At 35.3% G+C, this 16,811-nt stretch carries 17 protein-coding genes; 9 read left to right on the top strand and 8 right to left on the bottom strand.

Going from position 1 to position 16,811, the window contains the following annotated elements; all coding sequences use genetic code 11:
* Positions 1-41: 41 nt before the first annotated feature.
* The 3 genes from NJT12_RS18240 to NJT12_RS18230 form a co-directional block, all read right to left on the bottom strand.
* Positions 42-860 carry a DUF6920 family protein gene (locus NJT12_RS18240; RefSeq protein ID WP_271337358.1) on the bottom strand — a complete coding sequence of 273 codons (819 nt, stop codon included), beginning with the start codon at positions 858-860 and terminating at the stop codon, positions 42-44.
* On the bottom strand, positions 857-1,342 hold the full coding sequence (locus NJT12_RS18235; RefSeq protein WP_271337357.1) for a hypothetical protein: 486 nt from the start codon (positions 1,340-1,342) through the stop codon (positions 857-859). The genes NJT12_RS18240 and NJT12_RS18235 overlap by 4 nt, the downstream gene beginning before the upstream one ends.
* A 134-nt stretch (positions 1,343-1,476) precedes the next feature.
* Entirely contained in the window at positions 1,477-2,136 is a 660-nt protein-coding gene (locus NJT12_RS18230; RefSeq protein ID WP_271337356.1) for a BON domain-containing protein, read from the bottom strand.
* A 186-nt stretch (positions 2,137-2,322) separates the two neighbouring features.
* Between NJT12_RS18230 and NJT12_RS18225 the strand changes: the two genes are divergently transcribed.
* Positions 2,323-4,263 (top strand): oleate hydratase, encoded by a 1,941-nt coding sequence (locus tag NJT12_RS18225; RefSeq protein ID WP_271337355.1) that lies wholly within the window; start codon positions 2,323-2,325, stop codon positions 4,261-4,263.
* Between the two features lie 131 nt (positions 4,264-4,394).
* Here NJT12_RS18225 and NJT12_RS18220 read toward each other — a convergent pair whose 3' ends face one another.
* The 5 genes from NJT12_RS18220 to NJT12_RS18200 all read right to left on the bottom strand — a co-directional run bounded on the left by NJT12_RS18220 (position 4,395) and on the right by NJT12_RS18200 (position 10,437).
* The gene (locus tag NJT12_RS18220) at positions 4,395-7,766 is read right to left on the bottom strand and encodes a CheR family methyltransferase (protein ID WP_271337354.1); all 3,372 of its coding nucleotides are present in this window, start codon (positions 7,764-7,766) and stop codon (positions 4,395-4,397) included.
* Positions 7,767-7,820: 54 nt separating this feature from the next.
* Complete coding sequence (locus NJT12_RS18215; RefSeq protein WP_271337353.1) at positions 7,821-8,273, bottom strand: response regulator; 453 nt, start codon at positions 8,271-8,273, stop codon at positions 7,821-7,823.
* Positions 8,274-8,425: 152 nt separating this feature from the next.
* On the bottom strand, positions 8,426-9,085 hold the full coding sequence (locus NJT12_RS18210) for a BON domain-containing protein (RefSeq protein WP_271337352.1): 660 nt from the start codon (positions 9,083-9,085) through the stop codon (positions 8,426-8,428).
* Positions 9,086-9,273: 188 nt separating this feature from the next.
* A complete protein-coding gene (locus tag NJT12_RS18205) occupies positions 9,274-9,789 on the bottom strand; it encodes a hypothetical protein (protein ID WP_271337351.1) in 516 nt (171 codons plus the stop codon).
* Positions 9,790-9,999: 210 nt separating this feature from the next.
* Positions 10,000-10,437: a hypothetical protein gene (locus NJT12_RS18200; RefSeq protein ID WP_271337350.1), complete on the bottom strand. Its 438-nt coding sequence runs from the start codon at positions 10,435-10,437 to the stop codon at positions 10,000-10,002.
* A gap of 1,047 nt (positions 10,438-11,484) precedes the next feature.
* Between NJT12_RS18200 and NJT12_RS18195 the strand changes: the two genes are divergently transcribed.
* From NJT12_RS18195 to NJT12_RS18160, 8 genes are all read left to right on the top strand, one after another.
* A complete protein-coding gene (locus tag NJT12_RS18195) occupies positions 11,485-11,781 on the top strand; it encodes a hypothetical protein (protein ID WP_271337349.1) in 297 nt (98 codons plus the stop codon).
* Positions 11,782-12,057: 276 nt separating this feature from the next.
* The gene (locus tag NJT12_RS18190; protein WP_271337348.1) at positions 12,058-12,495 is read left to right on the top strand and encodes a hypothetical protein; all 438 of its coding nucleotides are present in this window, start codon (positions 12,058-12,060) and stop codon (positions 12,493-12,495) included.
* A 38-nt stretch (positions 12,496-12,533) separates the two neighbouring features.
* Complete coding sequence (locus NJT12_RS18185) at positions 12,534-12,932, top strand: hypothetical protein (protein WP_271337347.1); 399 nt, start codon at positions 12,534-12,536, stop codon at positions 12,930-12,932.
* Positions 12,933-12,942: 10 nt separating this feature from the next.
* Positions 12,943-13,632, top strand: a complete 690-nt coding sequence (locus tag NJT12_RS18180; protein ID WP_271337346.1) for a VIT1/CCC1 transporter family protein — start codon at positions 12,943-12,945, stop codon at positions 13,630-13,632.
* A gap of 109 nt (positions 13,633-13,741) precedes the next feature.
* Positions 13,742-14,176: a thioredoxin family protein gene (locus NJT12_RS18175; RefSeq protein ID WP_271337345.1), complete on the top strand. Its 435-nt coding sequence runs from the start codon at positions 13,742-13,744 to the stop codon at positions 14,174-14,176.
* A 40-nt stretch (positions 14,177-14,216) separates the two neighbouring features.
* A complete protein-coding gene (locus tag NJT12_RS18170; protein WP_271337344.1) occupies positions 14,217-15,110 on the top strand; it encodes an FAD:protein FMN transferase in 894 nt (297 codons plus the stop codon).
* A complete protein-coding gene (locus NJT12_RS18165; protein WP_072965097.1) occupies positions 15,107-15,340 on the top strand; it encodes a DUF4266 domain-containing protein in 234 nt (77 codons plus the stop codon). Before NJT12_RS18170 ends, NJT12_RS18165 begins: the two co-directional genes overlap by 4 nt.
* Before the next feature lie 18 nt (positions 15,341-15,358).
* Positions 15,359-16,543 carry a DUF3570 domain-containing protein gene (locus tag NJT12_RS18160; protein WP_271337343.1) on the top strand — a complete coding sequence of 395 codons (1,185 nt, stop codon included), beginning with the start codon at positions 15,359-15,361 and terminating at the stop codon, positions 16,541-16,543.
* The last annotated feature ends 268 nt before the right edge of the window (positions 16,544-16,811 follow it).

Genomic DNA, 16,811 nt, shown 5'->3' with positions numbered 1-16,811 from the left:
TTTTAGTATTTTACAATCCTTTAATTCCAATTATTCTTTAACTATGCTATTGTTTTAGAAATATTTTGGTTGTATTTTATTTCTGTGACTTGAAACTTTGCGTATGTGTAATCTCCTGCTTTCAATTTCCAGACTACCTGTGCCGAAAAAGGGATTTTCACTCCATTAATTTCTTTATAATTTTCCATTTTGCAAAGCCATGGTTCCCTTTTATTGGTCATGAAGCGTTGGGTTTCCATTGTAACAATTTCACCCACAGTATTAAATGTAACGATAAAATCAAATGAGATTTCTTTATATCGGAATGATAATTTTGCCAAATTTTCATCTATGGCGATCCATGTTACATTCTCTGAAGGAAGTAAATTTGTTGGAAACCAAACGCTTTCGGCCAGCCAGCGCTGCATCTCGCCTTCACTAATTTCGCTGCCTTTGCCGTCAACCACTGTAAAAATATTGAATAATGAAACTTTTAAATTTCCCTTGTCGGCAATGAAACTGTCTCTTGCGGTAAAGATTAGCGTTGAGCCTTTCCATATAAATTGTGGTTTTTGAACAGAAAAATATTGCTCGCCCGTAATATTGATGAACCCACTTTTTAAATTGGTTTTGAATAGACCCTTATGTTTTAATCTAACTGAACTTATATAGGGCATTCCGTCTTTGAGTACATATTTAAAATAACGCTGTACTGGTATGGGCAAGCCATCTAACTGACCTATACTATAAGTTTTATCAGATATATTCAATGCATTTGAGTATAACAGCTTGACCTGATTTTTAAATTTTAAATACATCGTTATTTTTCCCAGAAGTATCACCAGCAGTAATACTCCAATAATGATTAGTAAAAGTATCATTGTTTGCTATTTTTGTTAGGTTGGCAGGTGAAGTTTTTTGTGTAATTATTTCTTGTATACGGCAATAAGGCAACAATAAGCATAGCAATGGCATACAGCATATAAAACATTTGCAACCAACCAACTCCCTGTACAAAAAAGGTTTCCACCTGTATCCAAATAATGAGCGCGAAAGCGATATAAATGCTAAAAGTCCAAGCCCAGTACATGTCTTTAAAAAGATTAAAATGTTCTGCAAACGGAATGAAAGGTCTTTTGAATAAAGCCATTACTATTAAAACTGGGAAAAAGCCTAAAACGGAAAACAGAATAATCCCGGGAATCAGGAAATCAGTGAATGGTGAGTTTTCTAAAATAGATAGCGGCAGTCCTCCAAGAAGTTTCCCTGATGGTGAAATAATTAATGCGCCACCACCAATCATAGCAGTAAGTCCCAAAAATAAGAGAAGTGCACGATGTGTATTTTGCGCTACTTTTTTCATCACGTTATCTCGTTTAACTGTCTTATGTTTTTATTTGTCAATACTTAAATTCCAAAACGCTTAACATTATAAAAACTTTATATCTCACTTATACCTAAGTTCAATATGATTGATTGCAAACTTTAGACAGCATATCAATCAGGCTCCACCACAAGTTCATTATCAACATACCATACCCCAGGAGTATTCCATGCTATCCTTTCTGCTTCTTCTTTCTGAAAAAGTGAACTCACAAAACCGCTAAGGAATATCGTTTTGCCATCAACTCTAACTTTAATATTGTCAATATCCAAAATCCAGCTGCGACTGAGCGCTTTCTCAACAATCTCTTGCCCTAGTTCATTTTTTACTTCCGCTTCAATCTTTATCTTATCAATTACTCCTCTCACTCCTTCCAGATAACGAATAGCGTTATCGGCAGCTTTTCTTTGAAAATTCCAATGTAAAATCCCCTCAAGAGTTACCCAGCCTTGTTCTACTTCAACTCTTAATCTATGATCGGGAACAGCCCAGTTATCCTGTAGTGCCTTGACAACTGAACTGGCAATATCTGTATCATTTTTGCTTGCTGCCGGAGATAAATCAACCTTGACATCATCGACAACTGCCTTTACCCCGGAAATGTGTTTAACGGTCTCCTCAGCTTCCCTTTTTTGAGCATAGTTCTCGATGCTTCCTTCAAGTGTCACAATACCCTCTTGTACGCTAACATCTATTTTATTGGGCTGCAAGAGAGGCTGCCATTTGATAGCCTCAATTACTTCTTTACATAAAACTTCATTACTTTTTTTCATTAGATCTTTTATTTAGGTAATGATCTGTAAAAGTCATTGGTTTACTTCTTACATTCAGTGATCAATAAGCAAAAGTGAAAAAAACAGGTCTAAAAAAAAATGATTTCTGTCAATCTAAAAAGTGATAAGAAACATTTTGACAGTTAAGAGAATACCTAACTTTATTTGATTCTTAAAATAATAACAATGAAAGAAAATACAGTTAAATTTGATAAAGTTCTAAATGCCAAAACTGAAAACAGAAATGTAAACCATGAACCTGATTCCAGTAAAGAGCAGCAGCGCAATACACCTGAAAAATCAATGCCGTTTTCGGATCAGATTGGAAACTATCAACGCAATATAGGGATTCCCCTAAAATCGTATAAAGACAGTAAAGTTTATATTATAGGCAGTGGTATCGCCGGTATGGCAACAGCTTATTACTTTATTCGCGACGGGCAGATTCCAGCCAAAAATATTATATTTCTAGAACAACTTCATATTGATGGCGGATCTCTTGATGGTGCCGGTAATGTCAAAGACGGCTATATCATAAGAGGCGGCAGGGAAATGGATATGACTTATGAAAACCTTTGGGATATGTTCCAGGATATTCCGGCCCTTGAAATGCCTGCTCCTTACAGCGTTTTGGATGAATACCGTCTTATTAATGATAATGACTCCAATTATTCCAAAGCACGCCTTATCCATAACAAAGGAGAAATAAAAGACTTCAGCAAATTTCGCCTCAACAAAAAAGACCAGTTGGCCATCATTAAACTTTTACTAAAGAAAAAGGAAGAACTGGACGATTTAACTATTGAAGATTATTTTAGTGAATCCTTTTTAAGCAGTAATTTCTGGACGTTCTGGCGTACTATGTTTGCCTTTGAAAACTGGCACAGTCTGCTTGAACTAAAATTGTATATGCACCGTTTCCTGCATGCTATTGACGGCTTGAATGATTTTTCATCTTTGGTATTTCCCAAATACAACCAATATGACACTTTTGTAACACCACTGCGTAACTTTCTACAAGAGAAGGGTGTCACCATTGAATTTAATACACTGATAAACGATTTGGATATTCTTATCAATACTGATGGGAAACTAGTGAAGGGAATTATCGCAGAAAGGGATGGCAAAGAACTAAAAATACCGATTGGAAAAGAAGATTATGTGATTGTAACTACTGGATCAATGACCGAAGACACTTTCTATGGCGACAACAAAAAAGCTCCTGTTATTACAATTGATAATCAAACCAGCGGAAAAAGCGGTGGATGGAAACTATGGAAGAATCTTGCCACTAAATCAGAGGTTTTTGGCAAACCTGAAAAATTCTGCAGCAATATCGAAAAATCATCCTGGGAATCAGTGACCTTAACCTGCAGGCCTTCCGCACTCGTGGAGAAACTTAGTGAATATTGTGTGAATGATCCTTACTCCGGAAAAACGGCTACAGGAGGAATTGTCACCATTACAGATTCAAGCTGGCTAATGAGTTTTACCTGTAACAGACAGCCCCATTTTCCTGAACAGCCGGATGATATTCTGGTACTTTGGGTATATGCATTGTTTATGGACAAAGAAGGAAATTACATTAAAAAGACAATGCCTGAGTGTACCGGAGACGAAATCCTTGCCGAATTGTGTTATCATACCGGGATCATCGATCAGTTGGATAATGTGATCCAAAACACGATTATACGTACGGCCTTCATGCCTTATATTACTTCGATGTTTATGCCAAGGGCAAAAGGTGATCGTCCAAGGGTTGTTCCTGAAGGATGCAAAAATCTGGGACTAATAGGTCAGTTTGTAGAAACAAATAATGATGTGGTTTTCACGATGGAAAGTTCGGTAAGAACTGCGAGAATAGCTGTTTATGAATTATTGAATCTCAACAAACAGGTACCTGATATCAATCCTCTGCAATATGATATCCGCCATTTGTTTAAAGCAGCAAAAACACTCAATGACAATAAGTCCTTTTTAGGAGAAGGCATATTAAGAAAAGTTCTCAAAGGAACTTACTTCGAACATATCTTACCGCCAAATGTAGAGGAAGATGAAGAACACGAGTCTTTTTTAACAGAACAGGTAAGCAAATTTAAAGATTGGCTCACAGGTGTAAAAGAGTAATACCTACTTTAAGATTTTATTTTGCAATCTTAACATTTATCAAAAACGGAAGTAGGATTTACATAATTAAGTAAATCCTACTTCCGTTTTTCATGCTAATATAACTGCTTCTCTTCTCAATCGAAAAAGATCTAGATAGGCAATATGATATGAAATTCCGCGCCAATATTTTCTTCGGCTTTAGAGAAAATAATTCCCTTGTGATTTTCTACTATTTTTTTTCCAATTGATAGTCCAATACCAGTACCTATATACACTTCATTATTGTGAAGTCTTTGAAAAATAGTGAAAATCTTATTTTCATATTGCTGATTAAATCCAATGCCATTGTCTTTTATTATGATCTCACAATATGCTAAACCTGGATCCAGATCCGGATATGTTTTAACTTGTTTTAAAGTCAGTTTTTTGGAACTTATCTCTATTTTAGAAATTGAATTGTCTTTTTTATAAAACTTAATGGCGTTACTGATTAAATTATAAAAAAGCTGATTCATTTGAAGCGGAATTGCATTGATAACGGGTAAATGACCCACTTTTATTTTAAAATTGCGTTCCTGAATCAGCAACTCAAAATCAATTAAAATATTGTCGATAACCGTATTCAAATCAGTGGCTTTAAATTGCCTATCGGGATTGTCAAGATAAGAATAGGCCAATAAATCTTTAATAAGCGTATTCATCCTAATAGATGATTTGCTGATTTTTTCAAGCAGCAAAAGAGCCGGATCAGAAATTTTTTCCTCCATTCCTAAAAGCCTGCTGATAAACATCAATATTTTACGCAATGGCTCCTGCAGGTCATGACTGGCCACATAAGCGTATTCCTGCAACTGTTCATTGGCTGTATGCAGGTTTTTTACAGAGTTTTCCAACTCCTTATTGGACGTGAGCAGGTCTACCGTACGTTCCTGAACTTTAACTTCTAAACCATCGGACATTGCCTGTAATTTCTTTTCAATCTTCCTGCGTTCGGTAATATCTTCAATAGCCAGCAGAATTAATTGTTTTTTACTGGTTTCATAAGTGACTTGTCTGGCATTTAGAAGCAGAATACTTTCGCCGTAAGGCAAAAGATTTACCGCTATCTGATAATCATCAAGTTGTGTTTTTTGCTGAAGTACTTTTTCTAGCATGGCGCGCATTTGAATATCATCAAAAAGATGATTTTGAATTTCATATATGAGCCTGTCTGCTGCCTCTTCTTTGGTAATATTATATTTTTCAGAAAATGCCCTGTTGATGTTTTTTATTCTAAGCTTGTTATCCAAAACAACTATAGGTTCACGAAGAGTTGCCACTATTGCTTCTGTATAATTTTTTGCAATATTAATTTCCTGTTGCTTGTTTAATAGTTCCTGATTGATCTGCGATAGTTCTTCATTGCTGGATTGTAATTCTTCTTTAGAAGTTTCCAATTCTTCGTTCAGGCTTTGCAATTCCTCGCTTCCGCTTAATAATTCCTCATTAGCCCTCTGCAGTTCTTCATTCGAAGCTTCCTGTTCTTCACTAATCGCATTTACGTCATTTCGTATTTTTTCCAATTCTTTTTCAAGCTGTGCGATCCTTTTTAAATTGACATCATTACGGATTTCTTCGTCCGTCATATTGTTTGGGGATATCACTGGTTGGATATTGTTTGTTTTATAAAACAATATTAGGAAATAGGGCTCTGAAGTATCTGGCAGCGGCTGTACTTCGATTGTAACTTCACTTATAACTTCTTTCCTTTTAACCTGTATTGCTTCTTTTTTTACAAGCGATCCTGTTTCTTTAGATTTATGCAAGGCATTACGAAGTTCAAAAGCCAATCCTTCTCGAACCATTTTCAGCAAATTAAAAGTAGGCTTGCCCTGTGAAAATTTAATAAAATCAGTAATATCTCCAATAATATGTAAAATATCCACCTGTTCATTTACTATGACACTTACTGGTCTATAATTCGAAAGTAAAATTAATTCTGCACTTTTTATAAAATCTTCTTTTACGATTTCTTTTTTGGGAAGTTCTGATTTAAAACTTTTCAATTTGTCACTAGTTCCTACTCCCCAGCGAGATTGCACTGATCTTGCTGAAACCTCTTTTCTTGTATATATTTTTCCGGCTTTATCAAAAGACTGAAAAAGTTCAACGGCCGGAATAGCAGTTTCTGATTTTCCTAAAAGTAAAAAACCGTTTTCTTTTAAGGCATAATGGAATGTACTTAAAGACTTTTTCTGTAAAAATGCATCCATGTAAATAAAAACATTCCTGCAGGTAATCAAATCCATTCTGGCAAATGGAGGATCTGTCAAAAAATTATGAACAGCAAAAACGCATAAATCCCTAATTTGCCGTTTAATAGTATAACCGTTGGTATTGGATGTAAAATACTTGGAAAGCGTAGCTTCAGAAACATTACGCATTTGAGATTTTCTATAAAATCCAGCCCTAGCCTTGGCAATAGCAACTTCTGAAATATCCGAAGCAAAAATCTGAATTTCTTTTCCCTGAAGATTTTCTCCCAAAAATTCATGAAGGGCAATAGCCAGCGTGTAAGCTTCTTCACCGGTAGAACATCCTGCAATCCAGATTCGTATTGCATTTCCTTCCGGTACCCTGCCCACTAATAAAGGGAAAACTTTTTCCCTCATCATCTGAAAAATTTTAACATCCCTGAAAAATTCCGTTACCGGTATAAGCAGATCGTTAAATAAATCTTCAGAGGCCAATTTATCACCTCTCAATACTTTAAGATAATCCCTCAGATTGACGATTTTATTTAATGCCATTCGTCTGGCAATACGTCTGCGTATCGTAGTTTGTTTATAATAAGCAAAATCAACCCCGCTGTGGTGACGCAGAATTTTAATAATTTCATTAAATACTGCCTCATCATTAAGTTCATTATCTTCACCGGCAATCGCTTTTGCATTACAAAGCTCAATTAATTTCGCCACTATTTTCACTGGTGATAATACGTAATCAACAACTCCGGCATTAATTGCATTTTGCGGCATTTCATTATAAGAAGCGTCAATATCCTGAGCAAAAGTTATGCCTCCGTGTTCCTTAATCGATCCCAAGCCAAGTGTCCCGTCAGATCCATTTCCCGAGAGCAATACTCCGCAGGCCAAATTAAGATGAACCTCCGCCAATGAATTAAAAAAAATATCGATTGCCTGATTTTTAGTATCTTTAAGACGTGGACTTAGTTTTAGTACTCCATCAAAAGAAGTCAGTATTTTGTTTTCCGGAATAACATAAATAGTATTTGGGGCCAAATGAATATCGTCGGTAATTTCAATAATTGGTATTCTGGCTACGCGAGATAAAAGCTCTGTAAGTATACTGTCATGCAATGGATGTAAGTGCTGAACAATGACATAGGCCATTTCTGAGTCTTCAGGGATAGCATCAATAAACTGGGTAAAAGCCTCAAGCCCTCCTGCCGAAGCTCCAATACCAACAATAGGAAAGTCCTGGCGTGTAGCCTTGGGCAAGATGTTTTTTTTATGTTGCATTACTTGTAATTTAATTCTGTTGTAATAAGTTACCTCAAAAGTGCAAGAGTTTAATTAAACCGTAATAATAAAAGATTCTAATTTGGAATATTTCAGCTGTTCTTTCCAATCCATTTCGATAACTTTTCTTATGAGTTTCTTTAACTCGTTAAAATCAGTGGGCTTCACGATATAGGCATTGGCACCTGATCCAAAAGTGTTCTTAATACCTTCTTGAGATGATGAAGTGGAATAAATGGCAATAATAGGAATGTCCTTAAATAAAATGTCTTCTCTAATTTGTTTCAGGGTTTCAAAACCTGACATAATCGGCATATTAAGGTCTAAAAATATGATGTCAGGGATAATACGATTTTTATCATAAAGATAATTTATAAGCTCAAGTCCATTTATACAAAATTCAACAGTCACATTAAGATGAAGATCCGCTACTGCATCTGCAAAAAATTCCCTGTCATCCTGATCGTCGTCAGTGAGTAAAATCCGTATATTTTCTTTATTATCCATTAGTTGTTTATCAATTATTTCAAATGTACGCTTTAATCAACGTTAAGCAGTTTATTATTGTTTTAACTGTAAATTAAAACCTAAGCAGGCACCGATCAGCGCAATTCTGTTGCTTTGCAAATCTTCGTCGATAAATCTCATTAGATTTCATATCAATCAAATTCTACAAAAAGTTTATTATCCACTTGCCATACTCCGGTTGTATTCCATGCTATCTTTTCTGCCTCTTCCTTCTGAAGAAGAGAACTAACTATACCACTAAGGAAAATCGTTTTACCATCAACTCTAACTTTAATATTACCGATATCAAGTATCCAGCTGCGCTTAAGCGCTTTCTCTACAATCAGTTTCTCCAGTTCATTATTTATTTCAGCTTCAATAATTATTTTGTCCATAACTCCTCTTACACCTTCCAGATTTCGGATGGCATTCTCTGCGGCCTTCCTTTGGAAATTCCAATGCAAAATACCATCAAGGGTTACCCATCCGTCTTGGACTGTAACTTTTAATCTGTGATTAGGTATAACCCATTTTTGCTCTAATGCTTTAATAACTGCACTGGCAATCTCTTTATCACTTTTAATTACTGAAAAAGAAAGGTCTACCCTCACGTCATCTATAATGGCCCTAACCCCTGATATATCCTTAATTGTATGTTCAGCTTCTTTTTTTTGATTATAATTATCTACAGTTCCTGCAAGAGTAACAATTCCATCTTGAACACTAACCTCTATTTTATTAGAATCTAAAATAGGTTCCCAATTTATAGCTTCCATAACTTCTTTACGTAAAACATCGTTACTTTTTTTCATTAGATTTTTCGTTAATATTTTTCAACAATAAGCATTGATATACTTGTTTTTATAAGTATAATAATCTCTATATCGGTAGGCAAAATTGAGACAAATAGAGCTGAAAAAAAATGATTTCTGTCAATCGAAAAAGTGATAAGAAACATTTAATATATTGAAGCAATAAGGACAATTATTTACTTATACCATTATTTGGTTGTATTTACAACCTGAACTTTTGTGGGCACTTTTTCTATCGAGAGAAAAGAATTCAATAAAAGAAGAACAATAGCTACAAGAATGGCAAAAGTGGTAAGACCCACTCCTTGCATGTACCTTTTACTCGCTTTTAACGTTGCTTTATTGTTTTTTATGTAAGAAACTTTGTTTGCTTCAATTTCATAAAGTAATATATCTTCATACGACTTCTTTAATAAGGCTTCATACTTGGTTACAGATAAGGCCTGATCCAATGGTTTACTTCTAAAAATACTGAGCATTAAAAGGATAGAACTGATAAAACATGCGATAGGTATAATCGTAATTAATTGAATACTTTGATTAGCCCCCTCTAAACTATTTAAGAAAAAAGGAATAAACAATACTGTAAAACCAATAATGGTACCTGCATAAGAATGCTGCTGACGATAGGAGTCTACTTGTTTTTCGATAACTTCTTTAGAATTCAGGGCTAGAAATTCTAAATATCTAATGTCTTTCTCCATTTAAAATAATTTTAAGGTTTTAAAGCTTGTAAAAAAATCCTGTTGAAAATTATTTTTCAACAGGATTTAATATATTGTTTTATGCTTGTTCCATATACTTTATCCCCTAATTATAAATAAGTTAAAAAAACTTTATAAATTTATATACCCTTAAAAATGATAAATACCGGTAATATTCTAATAATAGAAGATGATGCAGATGAAAAGGTATCAGAGATCTTTTAATAAATCTTCTAACTTATATTTTTCCTGAAGATAGTCTTCTTTTAATGAGTCAATTGTATGCTTTAGAGCTGGATCATATTTTTCAATATGAATTGCAAACCCTTTAATATATTTTACTTTTTTCTTCAATTGATCAAGATGCTGTTGAGCTTCTCCAATGCATGAATTAATATACTCACGCTCATCTGGCGGATGAGCTTCCACTTCGGTTCTCTTTTGCTTAATAGTCTGTTGTGCCAAAGCCATTATACTGTCTGATTCCCTATTCATTAAAAACCACTTCCTAACCATCCTATCACTGATGCCAGAGATTTCAGACGAATCTGTCTCCATACCACTTTCATTTGAACCTGTCCAATCCTTTTGCTGGCAAGAGTATAAAAGTATAGCCGTGACAACAAGCATACTTAACTTCTTTTTCATCTGTTTATTTGTTTAGTTATTCCTGTAAAACATAGTGTTGAAATGCTATTTATAGCCGAAGATTTTAGGTTCATCATAAAATTAATTATAAGGCCCAAACCTTGCAAAGACTTGAAAAAATACAGGATTATTTCGTGAATAAAATTAGATTAAAAAGACGTCTACGAAAATGATATTTATCAAATTAATATGTGATATACAACATATAATCCCCAACAGGACATCCAAATAAAAATACTCAAGACATCAAAATACAGCCACTACCAGTAGTAAGCCAATCTCTTCAAATCGTCCATAAAATTTACAGAAATTTGTGCATATCCTGTCACCACAGCCAAATGGCACCAATTAAAGACAATTGGCGCCTTATTTTGCTTAAAAAAATTTTAATCAATGATTAGTGATTTTTTGTTTTCATTTCCTTTTTTATAAGACATAAGAGCCAGAAAATATTTTACAAAAAAACTTTATTTTTTGCACCACCTGTAAATTAGAAATACAACAATTGAATTCAAATTTACATTTCTCCAAACGCAAAATAGGGCCTACAGCCCTTAGCCCCGATAGCAGTGGAAATCCTTTTGTGCCGGGATTCGACGCAAAAGATTGCAACGTATAGCGGGAAAAGCTCCTAAAAGTTTATGGGTGATGCTATGCAATTGGACATGAAATCCTATTAACAGCTGATAAATAAAAAATAAGGCATTTTTTAACAGTTGCTTTATTCAATGGCTAATTTAGGGTGAATTGAAGTAAAAAAACAATCAGATTTAACATTTAGAACCATTCTACTGAGTAGGAAAAAACTTCCAGTAACAACTTTATCGCCCTTTGTTTTTAAACAGCCTTTTATCTTTGTGCAGGTAAAACTTAAAAGTATTTTGGCAAGACTTAACTATTTACAACATTTCTAAACAACCAGTTACCTCAAAATATCATAAGAATATTAGTTATATTTGAATTGTGAAAAAACAACTGTCCATATTATTTTTATCTGTTTACCTGCTGTCTATAACACAGCTGGGCGAACTCATAAAACTGCCTGTAATGGCAGAACATTATATGGAACATAAAGAACAAAATCCTAATTTAACTGTTCTTGAGTTTTTATGCATTCACTACCAGGGACCAGATGTATTTGATGCCGATTATGTAAAGGATATGAAACTGCCTTTTAAATCGCACGCCAATATCAGTTCTGTTGTATTTTATCCGTTGACACAAGAATACAAAACCATGCAAAAAGTAAATTTTACGTATAAAAAACAAAATTTATATACGTATTCTTTCTCCTATTTATCTATTTCCCTTTCCTCTGTCTGGCAGCCGCCCAGAGACTGTTAATCGTTTTTTATCGGCTTAAAACTCTCACGTCTAATGGCGCGTGTTTTTGCTATTGCTTATTTTTTAAAGCGGCGATTAACAAAACAAGCTTATGCTTACTAAAATAATTGCGTTTTCCCTAAGCAATAAACTCATCGCAGGGCTTTTTACAATTGCCGCGACTGGTCTATCAAGAGCAATGCCGAGAGGAAGAAGCATCGGGCTCAGCCAGCGCATTGCCCGGATAAAATGGAAAACAAAGAAGAATAGAAAATCAATACTTTAAAACAAAACATTATGAACGGAGCGCATTATCACTTAGTATTGAACCACCTGCCTATTATTATACCCATTGTAGGTTTATTGGTTCTCATAGGTGGATTTATAGTAAAATCTGAAATTGTAAAAAGGACAGCTTGCTGTATTTTTATACTGGGGGCAATTACGGCATTTGCAGCAACAGCAACAGGGGATGGCGCCGAGCACGTGGTAAAACAAATTGAGGGAATCTCTAAAAATTTAATCCATGAACATGAAGAAAAAGCAGAGGTATTTGCTTTACTATCCTATGTACTGGGCATCGGTTCGATAGCTGCTTTATGGAGCAATTGGAAAGAGAAATCGTATGCTGATTATATTGCACTGGCTCTGATGGTGTACTCTCTGGCAGTTTTATACTCTGGCCGGCAGACAGGCACTACAGGGGGAGAAATCAGACATTCTGAAATCAGATAATATACTTTGATCCTTTCATTAAAAAAAATATTTTAAATATGGGTATCATTAGAGATCAGGCAAATCTCCAGATTATTCTAAAAAAGGCTGACTTAGATATACATAGGCTTAATGATCAAAAAATAAAAGCCTTTTTTGAATTTTTAGGATTGAAGGACCGTGAGGATATCCCTAAGAATTTTCTTGATTGGGAAAACATTCTTGTTGTAGTGCCAAATCGCGGAATGTTACATGAGATTATGAAATACAAGGATTCAATATCCCGGATTTCATTTGTTACAAACACAAATGCCAAGCAGATTCATATTTATGATATCAATGACTGGAAAAGCGCTACACAAAACAAAACAGCATTACAAATTAGACAGTTTCTAAAAACTAATTTTGGAGGTGTTCCAAAAACCTCTGAAGATCCGCATTGGATTAAACTACTATAAAATTAAAATTATGCATGTTGAAAATCATTATATCAATAGAAGCGGATGGCTCAGGGCAGCAGTTCTGGGGGCAAACGACGGAATTTTATCGACCACCAGTTTAGCCATTGGTGTGGCTGCGGCAAGTGTTACAAGAGAGCCTATTTTACTGGCTGCCGTAGCGGGTCTAACAGCAGGTGCGCTTTCTATGGCAGCAGGTGAATATGTATCGGTAAGTTCCCAGTCTGATGTAGAAACTGCAGATTTGAAAAGAGAAAAAATCGCTCTTGAAACCCTGCCGGAAGAGGAACTGGAAGAACTCACCGATATTTATATTCAAAGGGGATTAAATAAAGAACTTGCCAGGCAGGTTGCTGTGGAATTAACGGCTCATGATGCCCTTGAAGCCCATGCGAGGGACGAACTCGGAATTAATGAAATCACACAGGCCACCCCCCTTACAGCAGCTTTTGCATCGGCCATATCCTTTATTATTGGTGGTTTATTGCCGCTTTTGGTGGCCATTTTTGCCCCTATAAAAGAAATGGTATTTTATCAGTATGGTTTTTCAATACTCTTTTTGGCATTATCGGGAATGCTGGCCGCAAAAGCCGGCGGATCCCATACGCTGAAAGCGATATTGCGTATCTGCATCTGGGGCACCTTTGCCATGGCAGCCTCGGCATTTGTGGGCTATATTTTTGGTGTTCAGACTGCTTAAAAAAACAGCTTTTTATTTGGTTTAAAATTTAACCGAATCTTAAGCAAGTTTAAAAAATAAGATACCTGACAATTCGTTATTTCGTATATACCTAAAAACAAACTGAAAAATGAAACTAATTACATTATTTCTGTTATTAACAGTGCTTCCCATCAACTGGGAACCTGACTTTACTAATGCCAAAAAAACAGCAAAGGAAAAGCACGAGTTAATTCTACTGAACTTCTCCGGTTCAGACTGGTGCGGGCCTTGTATTGTAACGCGCAGAGATTATCTTGAAAGCCCGGCATTCACAGAGATGGCCAATGAGAATCTGGTACTGGTTAATGCTGATTTTCCAAGAAAAAAGAAAAACATAGGAACGCCCCAGCAGGTAAAAAGAAACGAGGATTTAGCCGAGATTTATAATAAAGAAGGAAGTTTCCCTCTAACCCTGCTTTTGGATGCTGATGGTAAAGTACTTAAAACCTGGCACGGAAAACCAGAAACTACTCCTGAGCAGTGGACTGCCGAAATAAAAGCAATCTGTGATAGCAAAAAGTAATATATTAAAAAATAAAAAATATTCGCAATCCCTAAAACTCATGGGAAACAACTTTACAATTACAGTTGTGGCTGAAAATGAGAAAATTGGGAATGAGAATATTAATCTTGCTATTGAAGAAATCAGACGGATCGAAAAACTTTTGACTACTTATAAAGATGATAGTCAGACGAACCTGATTAATGAAAATGCAGGAATTAAGCCTGTTAAAGTAGATCTTGAAGTTTTTAATCTTATCGAAAGATGTATTGGAATTTCAAGAATTACGCAAGGTGCCTTTGATATTTCATACGGAAGTATCGATAAAAGTCTTTGGAATTTTGATAAAGCCATGACCAAATTACCAGATGCCGAAACAGCACTCAAAATGGTACATCTTATTGATTATAGAAATATCATTTTAGATAAAGAAAACTCAACCGTATTTTTAAAAGAAAAGGGAATGCGAATTGGTTTTGGCGGAATCGGAAAAGGTTATGCTGCCGAGATGGCAAAACAAATACTTTTAAATCATGATGTTGAAAGCGGCATTATCAATGCCAGCGGAGATCTTTCGGCCTGGGGATTACAGCCTAATGGCAAAAAATGGACCATTGGCGTAGCAGATCCTGATGCTCCAAATGCGGCATTTTCTTATATGGAAATTTCCAATAAAGCAGTGGCAACATCCGGGAATTATGAAAAATTCGTGACCATTAACGGAAAGAAATATTCACATACTATTGACCCAAAAACAGGATTGCCTATAACAGGAATTAAAAGTGTAACCATTATTAGCGGGAACGCAGAATTTGCAGATGCAATGGCAACGCCAATAGCAGTTATGGGTATTAAAGCAGGCTTGTTTTTAATAGATCAGATAGCAGATCTATATTGTATAATAATCGACGACAACAACAAAATTTACACTTCAAAAAACATTAACCTGAAATGAAAAAGCCAAAACAAAAAGCGCTCGTACTATTTTGCAGCATTGCTTTTACGGGCATTCTACTCACCTCCTGCACATCGGTAAAAGAATACCAGAAAGGAAAAATCAACGATTCTGAAATGGTCCTTTCTAACAGAAAAATCGAAAAAACAGAACTTAGTTTTCAATCCTACCGTGAAGGAGCTTCCGGAGCAAATTCAGGAAAAAGCGGCGGTGGCTGTGGCTGTAACTAATTTTCATACTCTTAAAAAATGAAAAGAATATTCATTACAGGATTTGCCTTACTGGCATTATTTCAAACAAGAGCACAAAATGTTCCTACAGATTCTACCAGTTACAAAAGCAAAAAATTAAAACTGGAAGAAGTAAATTTAGTTTCCAGTTATTATAAGCAAAACGGAGACAATTCGGCCGTTACAGGAGGAATTGGTTCTGAACATCTTACCGATATTGCCAATACCATTGACGTAAAATTGGTAAAATATGGAGAAACCGGAATCAAACATACTTTTGATATTGAAGCTGGAATTGATCATTATACTTCTGCCTCATCAGATATGATTGATTTGAGTGCCAATTCATCTGCATCTTCTTCAGACAATCGTTTTTATCCTTCTTTGACTTATTTAAGAGAAAATGAAGCAACAGGAAGAACAATTGGTCTTGGAGTTTCATCATCCACTGAATTTGATTACCAGTCTTTTGGGGGAAACATTAGTTTTTCCCAAAAAACAAGAGACAGGAACGGAGAGTTTACAGCTAAATTTCAAACCTTTCTCGATCAGCTGAAATTAATTGAACCTGTTGAGCTTCGTACTCCGGGTCAGGAAGGCTACGGAAGTGCAAACCGAAATACTTTTGCAGGAACTTTAAGTTATTCTCAGGTGGTCAACCAGCGATTGCAGGTAATGCTTGTAGGTGATGTGATTAGCCAAAACGGGTATTTAAGTCTTCCGTTTCACAGGGTTTATTTTACTGACGGATCTGTACATCAGGAAAAAATGCCCGATACAAGACTCAAAATTCCATTGGGGATCAGGGCAAGTTATTTCCTGGGAGACAATGTAATCATTAGGGCTTATTACAGATATTATACTGATGACTGGAGCTTAAAAGCACATACTGCCGATCTTGAAATTCCTGTAAAATTAACTCAGGCCTTTTCGATAAGTCCGTTTTACAGGTATTATACTCAAACGGGAACGAAGTATTTTAAACCGTATGGCGAACATTCAGCAGCGGACGAATATTATACCAGCAATTATGATTTATCTAAGTTTGACAGCAGTTTCTTTGGGATGGGAATGAAATTCACTCCCTTAAACGGAATATTCGGTCTTAAACACTGGAATACATTGGAGATTCGTTACGGGCATTATACCAGAACGACAAATATGACTTCGGATATTATCAGCATCAATATTAAATATAAATAGAGTATAAAGTCAAATTTAATAACAAAAGCCCTATTATAGCGCTTTTGTTATTAAATATAGCTAATCATCAACTCTTGCTTTTAACTTTATTACATTATTATTATCAGAAATCTTTTAATGCATCTTCTAACTTATATTTCTCCTGAAGATAGTCTTCTGCAAATTCCGGTTATATTGATCACCCCATTCCGTTTTAAAGTGAGCACCTGATTCCAGTTCAAAATGACCACCTAATTCCGGAGCAAAATGACCACCTCCGTTTTGATTA

This window comes from Flavobacterium azizsancarii (genome assembly GCF_027980145.1).
Classification (GTDB): Bacteria; Bacteroidota; Bacteroidia; order Flavobacteriales; family Flavobacteriaceae; genus Flavobacterium; species Flavobacterium azizsancarii.
The sequence above is the reverse complement of the archived record's forward strand: the minus strand, read 5'-3'. Positions and strand labels throughout refer to the sequence as shown.

What these genes read in the sequence shown, in the direction of transcription:
- NJT12_RS18230 (WP_271337356.1), bottom strand. Translation starts at nt 2,136, where the DNA reads ATGAAAAAAAGTAATGAAGTTTTATGTAAAGAAGTAATTGAGGCTATC.
- NJT12_RS18210 (WP_271337352.1), bottom strand. Translation starts at nt 9,085, where the DNA reads ATGAAAAAAAGTAACGATGTTTTACGTAAAGAAGTTATGGAAGCTATA.
- NJT12_RS18165 (WP_072965097.1), top strand. Translation starts at nt 15,107, where the DNA reads ATGAAAAAGCCAAAACAAAAAGCGCTCGTACTATTTTGCAGCATTGCT.
- NJT12_RS18200 (WP_271337350.1), bottom strand. Translation starts at nt 10,437, where the DNA reads ATGAAAAAGAAGTTAAGTATGCTTGTTGTCACGGCTATACTTTTATAC.
- NJT12_RS18225 (WP_271337355.1), top strand. Translation starts at nt 2,323, where the DNA reads ATGAAAGAAAATACAGTTAAATTTGATAAAGTTCTAAATGCCAAAACT.
- NJT12_RS18195 (WP_271337349.1), top strand. Translation starts at nt 11,485, where the DNA reads ATGGCAGAACATTATATGGAACATAAAGAACAAAATCCTAATTTAACT.
- NJT12_RS18240 (WP_271337358.1), bottom strand. Translation starts at nt 860, where the DNA reads ATGATACTTTTACTAATCATTATTGGAGTATTACTGCTGGTGATACTT.
- NJT12_RS18170 (WP_271337344.1), top strand. Translation starts at nt 14,217, where the DNA reads ATGGGAAACAACTTTACAATTACAGTTGTGGCTGAAAATGAGAAAATT.
- NJT12_RS18235 (WP_271337357.1), bottom strand. Translation starts at nt 1,342, where the DNA reads ATGAAAAAAGTAGCGCAAAATACACATCGTGCACTTCTCTTATTTTTG.
- NJT12_RS18160 (WP_271337343.1), top strand. Translation starts at nt 15,359, where the DNA reads ATGAAAAGAATATTCATTACAGGATTTGCCTTACTGGCATTATTTCAA.
- NJT12_RS18185 (WP_271337347.1), top strand. Translation starts at nt 12,534, where the DNA reads ATGGGTATCATTAGAGATCAGGCAAATCTCCAGATTATTCTAAAAAAG.
- NJT12_RS18175 (WP_271337345.1), top strand. Translation starts at nt 13,742, where the DNA reads ATGAAACTAATTACATTATTTCTGTTATTAACAGTGCTTCCCATCAAC.
- NJT12_RS18205 (WP_271337351.1), bottom strand. Translation starts at nt 9,789, where the DNA reads ATGGAGAAAGACATTAGATATTTAGAATTTCTAGCCCTGAATTCTAAA.
- NJT12_RS18220 (WP_271337354.1), bottom strand. Translation starts at nt 7,766, where the DNA reads ATGCAACATAAAAAAAACATCTTGCCCAAGGCTACACGCCAGGACTTT.
- NJT12_RS18190 (WP_271337348.1), top strand. Translation starts at nt 12,058, where the DNA reads ATGAACGGAGCGCATTATCACTTAGTATTGAACCACCTGCCTATTATT.
- NJT12_RS18215 (WP_271337353.1), bottom strand. Translation starts at nt 8,273, where the DNA reads ATGGATAATAAAGAAAATATACGGATTTTACTCACTGACGACGATCAG.
- NJT12_RS18180 (WP_271337346.1), top strand. Translation starts at nt 12,943, where the DNA reads ATGCATGTTGAAAATCATTATATCAATAGAAGCGGATGGCTCAGGGCA.